Genomic DNA, 8,198 nt, shown 5'->3' on the forward strand with positions numbered 1-8,198 from the left:
CACCTGGCACAGCCCCGCCGCCCCCCCCCGCCCGCCGCGCTCCACCCGCACCGCGCGCGTCGCCGTCTCCGCGGCGCTCCTGGCCGCCGCCACGCTCGCCGTGCTGCTGGTCCCGCCGCTCTTCCCCCTCGACCAGCAGGCCGTCGACCTGACCGCCAAGCTCGAACCACCCGGCGCCGCACATCCCTTCGGCACCGACGAGGTCGGCCGCGACGTGCTGCTCCGCAGCGTCTACGGCCTGCGGGTCTCGCTGCTCGTGGGCCTCGTCGCCGCCCTGGTCGCCAGCGCCATCGGCCTGGCCGTCGGCTGCGCCGCGGGCGCGCTGGGCGGGCGCGCCGACCGGCTCGTCATGCGCCTGGTGGACGCGTTCACCGCCGTCCCGCACCTGCTGATGGGCATCTTCATCGTCGCCATGTTCCGCCCCGGGATCTGGCCGGTGGTCGCCTCCGTCGGGCTCACCCACTGGGTCTCCACCGCCCGCATCGTCCGCGCCGAGGTCCTCTCGCTGCGCGACCGGCCGTTCGTCGACGCGGCGATCTCGGGCGGCGCCTCCCGCCGGCGCGTCGTGGTGCGCCATCTGGCGCCCGCGGTCCTCCCGCAGGCCGGGCTCGCGGCCGTCCTCATGGTGCCGCACGCCATCTGGCACGAGTCCGCGCTGTCCTTCCTCGGGCTGGGCATCCCCGCGCACGAGGCCAGCCTCGGAACCATGATCAACGGCGCCCGCGGCTCCCTGGTGACCGGCGAGTGGTGGCCCACCCTCTTCCCCGGTCTCCTCATCGTCCTGCCCACCCTCGCCATCGCCGGACTCGCCGGGGCCTGGCGGGAGCGGATCAACCCCCGCCGCCGATCGGAGCTCGTCCTGTGAGTGAGCCGCTGCTGTCCGTCCGCGGGCTGTCCGTCCGCTTCCTGATGCCCCGCGGGCGCCACGTCGCCGCCGTGAACGACGTCTCCTTCGACCTGGCCGCGGGGGAGTGCCTCGCCCTGGTCGGCGAGAGCGGCTGCGGCAAGTCCGTCCTCGCCTCCGCGCTGCTCGGCCTTCTCCCCGGCAACGCCAGGACCCGCGGCCGGGCCCTCCTCGGCGACGGGCCCGACCGGCTCGACCTGCTCACCGCCGGGGAAACGGTCCTGGCCCGCACCGTTCGCGGCCGCCGCGCGGGGCTCATCCCGCAGAGCCCCGCCGCGCACCTCACGCCGGTGCGGACGGTCCGCTCCCACCTGGAGGAGACGGTGCGTGCGCTGAAACGCCCCCCGCCACGCGCCCTGCGCGCCGCCGCCGAGGCCGCCGCGGAACGGGCCGCGTTCCCCGCCGACCACCTCGACCGCCACCCGCACCAGCTCTCCGGCGGTCTCGCCCAGCGGGCCGCCACCGCCCTGGCGCTCGTCGGCGACGCCCCGCTCCTCATCGCCGACGAGCCGACCACGGGCCTGGACCGCGATCTGGTGGACCGCACCGTGGGCGAGCTGCGCCGCCACGCCGACGAGGGCCACGCCCTGCTCGTCATCACCCACGACCTGGCCGCCGCCGAGCGCATCGCCGACCGGGTGGCCGTCATGTACGCCGGCCGCCTGGTCGAACTCGCCCGCGCCGCCTCGTTCTTCGGCGCCCGGGGACCCCGCCACCCCTACGCCGCCGGGCTGCTCGACGCCCTCCCCGAGCGCGCCTTCACCCCCATCCGCGGGCTGCCGCCCGAGCTGGACGACCTGCCCGCGGGGTGCGCCTTCGCGCCCCGCTGCGACCGCGCCACCGACCGGTGCGCCACCCTGCCCGCCCTCGGCGGCGGCGTCGCCTGCCACCATGCGCTGGAGTCCGCCGATGCTTGAGCTGGACCGCGTCACCGCCGGATACGACCGCCGCGTGCCCGTGATCACCGGCCTCTCCCTCGCCGTCGCGGACGGCGAGGCCGTCGGGCTCCTCGGCCCCAGCGGCTGCGGCAAGTCCACGCTGGCCCGCGTCGCCGCGCTGCTGCACCGCCCCTGGTCCGGCACCGTCCGCCTCGAAGGCGAGCCGGTGCGCGATTTCCGCTTCCGCGCCCCGCGCGAGCGGCGCACCCGCGTCGGCGTCGTCTTCCAGCAGCCACGGCTCGCCGCCGACCCCCGCCTCACCCTGCGCGACCTGATCGCCGAGCCGGCCCGTGCCGGCGGCGACGCCCGGGGCCGCGCGGGCGGTGCAGGGGCCGCGCTCGGTGACCGCGTCGGGGAGCTCGCCGACGCCGTGGGGCTCGGCCCCGCCCTGCTCGGCCGCCGCCCCCACGAGGTCAGCGACGGCCAGCTGCAACGGGCGTGCCTCGCCCGCGCGTTGCTCCTGCGGCCCCGGCTGCTGATCTGCGACGAGATGACCGCCATGCTCGACGCCTCCACCACCGCGGCCCTGGTCGCCCTGGTCGAGGACTACCGCCGCGAACACGGCGCCGCGCTCCTGGCCGTCGGGCACGACCGGGTGCTCCTGCGGCGCTGGTGCGAGCGGGTCGTGGACTTTCCGGCCGCGCCCTGACCGGCGCGCCGACCTCTGGCTACCGTGGCCCGCATGACCATCCGCGTGCTCCTTGTCGACGACGATCCCCTGGTCCGTTCCGGGCTGCGCCTGATGCTGGGCGCGGCCGACGACGTGGAGATCGTCGGCGAGGCGGCCGACGGCGCGGAGGTCCCCGCCCTGGTGGAACGCCACGCCCCCCACGTGGTGCTGATGGACATCAGGATGCCCGGCATGGACGGCCTGGCCGCCACCGAGCGGCTGCGCGCCGGCTCCGCGCCCCCGGAGGTGCTGGTGCTCACGACGTTCAACGCCGACGACCACGTGCTGCGCGCCCTGCGGGCGGGGGCCGCCGGCTTCCTGCTCAAGGACACCCCGCCCGGCCGGATCGTCGAGGCGGTCCGCCGCGTCGCCGCGGGCGACCCCGTGCTCTCGCCCGCCGTCACCCAGCGGCTCATCGCCCATGTCACCGGCGCCACCCGGGAGACGGGGCAGGCCAGGCGGCGGCTCGACGTCCTCGGCGGCCGGGAGCGCGAGGTCGCCGTCGCCATCGGCCAGGGCAAGTCCAACGCGGAGATCGCCGCCGCCCTCTACATGAGCGTCCCCACGGTCAAGACCCATGTCTCGCGCATCCTCGCCAAGCTCGACCTCAACAACCGCGTCCAGATCGCGCTCCTCGCCCACGACGCGCGCCTCGCGGAGGGGGAGTGAGGAAGCGACGGGGAATCCTGAGCCGCCCCGCGTGTTGAACCAGGCATGAACGACACCACGGCCCGGCTGCGGTCGGTGCGCTGGTCGGTCCTGGACCGCGCGCTCACCCGCCGGGGACAGCGCCCCGAGGAAGCGCTCCGCGCGACCGTGCGCTTCGCCCGGCAGGTCGAGGACTTCGGCTTCCACCGCTTCTGGGTCGCCGAGCACCACGGGGTCCCCGGCGTGGCGGGCTCCGCGCCCACGGTGCTGGCCGCCGCCGTCGCCGCCGCGACCGACCGCATCCGGGTGGGCACCGGCGGGGTGATGCTGCCCAACCACAGGCCGCTGGTGGTGGCCGAGCAGTTCGGCGTGCTCGCCTCGCTCTTCCCCGGTCGCGTCGACATGGGACTCGGCCGCTCGGTCGGCTTCACGGCGGCCGTGCGTGACGCCCTCGGCGCCGGCAAGGAGGCGGCCGACGGCTTCGGCGACCAGCTGACCGAGCTCCTTGGCTACTTCGAGGGCGGCGGCCCGGTCGACGCCCTGCCCGCCGCCGGGCTCAGGGTGCCCGCGTATGTGCTGGCCGTGGGATCGGGCGGGGAGATCGCCGCCGCGCACGGGCTTCCCCTGGTGATGGCCCACCTCAGCGACGAGGACCGCATGATGACCGCGATCGACCGTTACCGCGCGAACTTCGTGCCGTCCGCGCAGGGTGAACGGCCGTATCTGATCCTCGCGGTGAACGTGGCGGTCGCCGGGACTCCGGAACGCGCCGGGCTGCTCCAGCTGCCCGAGGCATGGGCGACCACCTGGTCCCGCACCCGCGGAGTCTTCCCGCCCCTCGAACCGGCCGAGGAGATACTGGCCCGGGAGATGACCGAGCGCGAGCGCCGCTACGTCGAGGAGGCCCGCGCCGGGCAACTGCACGGCGACGAGGAGCTGATCGCCGAGCGCCTGGCCCGCCTGATCGACCGCACCGGGGCCGACGAGATCCTGGTGACCCTCGGTGCCCACGACCACGCCGGGCGCCTCGACTCCACCCGGCGGCTGGCCCGGCTGGCCGGACTCGGCGCGCCCGGCGCGCGGGGGGAGCCCGGCGGAACCGTACAACCCGGCGGCCCCGACGACGCGCGCCCCGAGCCACCCGCCGCGGCGCGGGCCGTGGCCCCGGCCACCGCCTGAGCACCGGCCCGCGTCCCTGCCCCGCGCACGGTGGTTCAGACCGGGACGATGCCCCGGGCGATGCCCAGCTCCACCAGGTCCTGCGGTCGCAGCCGCAACTGATCGGCGGTCGTGCGCACGTCGCCCGAGCCGCGCTTGAGGATGGCGACGGCCAGCTCGGGGGCGATCACCGAGTAGTAGCTGTCCGGCGTCACCCAGGTGTGGCCCGGCGAGGTCAGCGCCACGGCGCCCCCCGAGCCGCCCTCCCCGATGAGCAGCGTGGTCACCGGGATCCGGCAGCCCGCCACCGCCGTGATCGTCTCGGCGATCGCCGCCCCGACGCCGTCCCGTTCCGCCTCCGCCCCATTCTCCGCGCCCGGCGTGTCCACCAGGGTCAGCACCGGGATGGAGAGCCGGTCCGCCAGGAGCACCAACCGCGTCGCGGCGCGGAACCCGGCCGGTGAGGTGGCCGTGCCGCCCTGGGCGACGAACGCGACGCTCCGCCCGTCCCGCAGCCCGAACCCGCACCTGAGGCCCGGATCCGTGCTCGCCAACGGCGCGCGGGCGGAGAAGTGCGCCGCCAGATACGCGTCCGCGCGCGGGCGGTCCGCCTCCCGCGCCCGTTCCACCGCCTGCCAGCCGGTGTCCGGCAGCGGCACCGCGCGCAGCGCCCGGGGCGGCTCGACGGGGCCGGGCGCGGGCCGGGTCAGCAGCGACAACCAGCGCGCCACGGCGGGCCCCAGGCCGGCGGCGGACACGATCTCGTCCACCTGCCCGGCCGCCAGCTGGCCCTCCGCCGTGTAGGCGTGGGGGTCGGCGCCGGGCGGCCTGATCCGCGAGCCCGCGAAGCCGACCTGCACCCCCGGCAGGGCCACCCGCGCATCCGCGCCCGCGCCCAGGGTCGCCCAGCCGCCGCCGGTGACCGGCCCCGCGAGCACCGCCAGGTGCGGCAGCCCGGCCGCCCGCAGCCGCACCAGCTGCCGGGCGATGCGCTGGAGCTGCGTCAGCGCGTGCATGCCCTCCTGCATCCGGCTGCCGCCGCTGGCGATGAGCGACACGACCGGAAGCGACAGGTCCCGGGCGGTGATGAACGCGTTCTCGATCCGCTCGCCGGTGTCCTCGCCGATCGAGCCGCCGAGGAAGCCGAACTCGAAGGCGATGAGCACCGCCTCGGTCCCGCCCGCGTCGCCGATCCCGCAGACCACGGCCTCCGACTCCCCGGTCCTGGTCCGCGCCCTCGCCCGCGTGTCGTCGTACCCCGACCAGCCCAGCGGGCCGCCGGTGGCGAACGCGTCCCGCCCCGGCAGCTCGGTGAACACCGGCGCCACCGCCGCGATCAGCTCCCTGGCCGTCGCGCTCGAACCGGTGAGGGCGGCCGTCACGTCAGCTCCCGCTTGAGGACCTTGCCCATGTCGTTGCGCGGCAGCGCGGACAGGAAGCGCACCTCGCGCGGTCGCTTGTGCGTGGCCAGCTGCCCGGCCACATGGTCGGTGAGGTCCTGCGGGGACGGCTGGCTCCCGGCGTCCCTCGGCACGATCCACGCGATGATCCGCTCGCCCAGGTCGGGGTCGGGCGCGGCGGTGACGGCGGCCTCGGCCACCCCGGGGTGGCTCAGCAGCACATTCTCGATCTCACCCGCGCCGATCTTGTACCCGCCGCTCTTGATGATGTCCGTGGACTTGCGGCCGACGATGCGGTAGCAGCCCTCCGTGTCCCGGATCGCCATGTCCCCGGTGCGGAACCAGCTCCCGTCGAACGCCTCGGCGGTGGCCTCGGGGCGGTTGAGGTACTCGGTGAACAGGTTCGGCCCGCGGACCTGGATCTCGCCCACCGTCTCGCCGTCGTCGCCGGTGATCGGCGCACCGGCGTCGTCGACCAGCCGGACCTCCACCCCCGGCAGCGGAACGCCGACGGTGCCGGTGGCGGGCGGGCCGTCCGAGCGGACGCTGGTGTTCATCATGGTCTCGGTCATGCCGTACCGCTCGATGACGCGGCGCCCGGTGAACGCCAGGATCCGCTCGTGGTCGGGCAGCGGCAGCGGGGCGGAGCCCGACACCAGCAGCCGGGCCCCGGCGAGGGCCGCCGCGAGCCGCTCGTCGGTGGCCGCCGTCTCGGCGAGCCGGTGGTACATGGTGGGCACGCCGAAGAGCATGGTGCCGTCGCCCGCCAGCGCCTCCCGGACGCCCTCGGGCGAGAAACGGCCCAGGTGGCGCACCGTGCCGCCGCGCCGGAGCGGGCCGAGGACGCCGAGCACCAGCCCATGGACGTGGAAGAGCGGCAGCCCGTGGACCACGATGTCCCGCTCCGTCCACTGCCAGGCGTCGGCCAGCGCGTCCAGGGTGCTGGCCACGGCCCGGTGGGAGAGCACCACGCCCTTGGGCGGTCCCGTCGTCCCCGAGGTGTAGACGATCAGCGCGGGGCGTTCGGCGTCCACGTCCGGCAGGTCCGCCCCCGTGGCGGGGTCGTCCGGGGCTCCGTCCGCCCCCGCGCCGCTGCCGATCCGGGGGAGGGCAGCCAGCGCCGGGGGGAGCTTTGCCCCGGCCGGGGCCAGGAGCGCGGAGGGGGTGGAGTCGCCGAGGATGTGGTCGAGTTCCCCCGTGCCGATCTTGGGGTTGACCGGGATCAGGGGCACGCCCGCGAGCAGCGCGGCGACGGCCGCCACCGCCGTCTCCCGCGTGGGCGTGGCCCAGACGGCGGCCCGCTCCTGACCGGCGAGCCGCCGGGCCAGGGCGCCGGCCTCCTCCCGCAGGTCGTCGTAGCTGAGTATCTGGTCGCCGAAGCGGATGGCTGGCTTGGCGGCGGCACTCGCCAGGGCCGGAAACAGAGGGCTCATTCGCATCATGCTAGGTCCTGCCGCCCCGGCCGGGGCGGCTCACTCGGCGGCCCCCACCTGAGGGAAGAAGGTGGTGAACGTCTCGGTCGAGTCGCCGAGTCCATGGGCGAAGGGGTTGTCGAAGTACCAGATCAGGAAGAGCAGGAAGGCGATCAGCGCGCTGAACAGACCGGCGAGCACCATCTCCCGCCCCGAGCGCTGGATCTGGAGCGCGAAGACCATGCCCACCGCGACCGCGCCGCCCGCGATCAGCCCCGCCCACACGACCAGGGGCATGGTGGGCTGAGCGCTCTGTCCCCGTGCGACGCGGGCCTCGTCGGCCGCGGCCACCTGGTCGACCATTCCCTGGAACGCCTGCATCTCGCGGACCGTCACCGGCTCGGGCGCGAGCACGGCCTGCCGCAGGTCCGTCAGCAACGCGTCGCCGCGTTCGGTCAGTTCGCCGTTCTCGACCATGTGCGGCCACTCGACGTCGACCGTGTGGCCGACATAGGCGGTGAGGCTCGCGCGGATGGCGTCACGGGACTCGGCGGGGAACACCCCGGCGAGCTCGTCCACCTCGTGCAGCGCCTGCGCCTCCTGCCTGACCCAGTCGTCCGCGGCGCCCCGCGCCTCCCAGACGCCCGCGATGGCCAGGCCCAGCACGATGGCGTAGACCACGCCGATCATCATCGTCATGTACTCGATGACGTCGGGCGTTTCGGACGGGTCGTCCTCGTCCCCGACCCGGCGCTGCCGCAGGACCGCGGCGACGAGGACGACGGCACAGGTCGCCAGGATGGCGATGGTCAGCACAAGCCATTCGGACACCGGGACCTCCTAGCCGGCGCCGGAGCGGGAGCCGGAACGGGAACGGGGACGCAGCGCGGCGGCGGCCAGCACGGCGGGGGCGGTGATGAGGAGCGTGCGGGTGACGAGCGATCCGCCGCGCTCCTGCGGGTCGTCGTCGGGGGTGCGCGGCAGCGCCGTCGGCAGGGGGTCCGGGGACGGCAGCGGCACCGGCGAGGGTGGCTCTTATACACCTTCGACGCCGGCGGCGAAGAGGGT

General features: G+C 75.7%; 9 protein-coding genes. 5 read left to right on the forward strand and 4 right to left on the reverse strand.

The window, feature by feature from the left end:
* The 5 genes from ADY01_RS29010 to ADY01_RS29030 form a co-directional block, all read left to right on the forward strand.
* Positions 1 to 865 (forward strand): ABC transporter permease (locus ADY01_RS29010; RefSeq protein WP_049579410.1); only part of this gene is annotated, 865 nt, incomplete at its 5' end.
* Positions 866 to 909: 44 nt separating this feature from the next.
* Entirely contained in the window at positions 910 to 1,821 is a 912-nt protein-coding gene (locus ADY01_RS29015; RefSeq protein ID WP_049579423.1) for an ABC transporter ATP-binding protein, read from the forward strand.
* On the forward strand, positions 1,814 to 2,491 hold the full coding sequence (locus ADY01_RS29020) for an ABC transporter ATP-binding protein (RefSeq protein ID WP_049579411.1): 678 nt from the start codon (positions 1,814 to 1,816) through the stop codon (positions 2,489 to 2,491). Before ADY01_RS29015 ends, ADY01_RS29020 begins: the two co-directional genes overlap by 8 nt.
* Before the next feature lie 33 nt (positions 2,492 to 2,524).
* The gene (locus ADY01_RS29025) at positions 2,525 to 3,181 is read left to right on the forward strand and encodes a response regulator (protein WP_049579414.1); all 657 of its coding nucleotides are present in this window, start codon (positions 2,525 to 2,527) and stop codon (positions 3,179 to 3,181) included.
* Between the two features lie 45 nt (positions 3,182 to 3,226).
* A complete protein-coding gene (locus ADY01_RS29030) occupies positions 3,227 to 4,339 on the forward strand; it encodes an MsnO8 family LLM class oxidoreductase (RefSeq protein WP_078900708.1) in 1,113 nt (370 codons plus the stop codon).
* Positions 4,340 to 4,374: 35 nt separating this feature from the next.
* On the opposite strand, the gene ADY01_RS29035 is transcribed toward ADY01_RS29030, so the two are convergent.
* Genes ADY01_RS29035 through ADY01_RS29050 form a run of 4 tightly spaced genes read right to left on the reverse strand, consistent with a single transcriptional unit; the run spans position 4,375 to position 8,150 of the window.
* Positions 4,375 to 5,700 (reverse strand): carboxyl transferase domain-containing protein, encoded by a 1,326-nt coding sequence (locus ADY01_RS29035; RefSeq protein ID WP_049579416.1) that lies wholly within the window; start codon positions 5,698 to 5,700, stop codon positions 4,375 to 4,377.
* Complete coding sequence (locus ADY01_RS29040) at positions 5,697 to 7,151, reverse strand: acyl-CoA synthetase (RefSeq protein ID WP_049579417.1); 1,455 nt, start codon at positions 7,149 to 7,151, stop codon at positions 5,697 to 5,699. Before ADY01_RS29040 ends, ADY01_RS29035 begins: the two co-directional genes overlap by 4 nt.
* Positions 7,152 to 7,190: 39 nt before the next feature.
* Complete coding sequence (locus ADY01_RS29045; protein WP_049579419.1) at positions 7,191 to 7,961, reverse strand: DUF4239 domain-containing protein; 771 nt, start codon at positions 7,959 to 7,961, stop codon at positions 7,191 to 7,193.
* 9 nt (positions 7,962 to 7,970) lie between these two features.
* A complete protein-coding gene (locus ADY01_RS29050) occupies positions 7,971 to 8,150 on the reverse strand; it encodes a hypothetical protein (protein WP_049579421.1) in 180 nt (59 codons plus the stop codon).
* Between the last annotated feature and the right edge of the window lie 48 nt (positions 8,151 to 8,198).

Origin of the sequence: Streptomyces sp. SBT349 (assembly GCF_001083795.1) — a bacterium.
Taxonomy (GTDB): domain Bacteria; phylum Actinomycetota; class Actinomycetes; order Streptomycetales; family Streptomycetaceae; genus Streptomyces.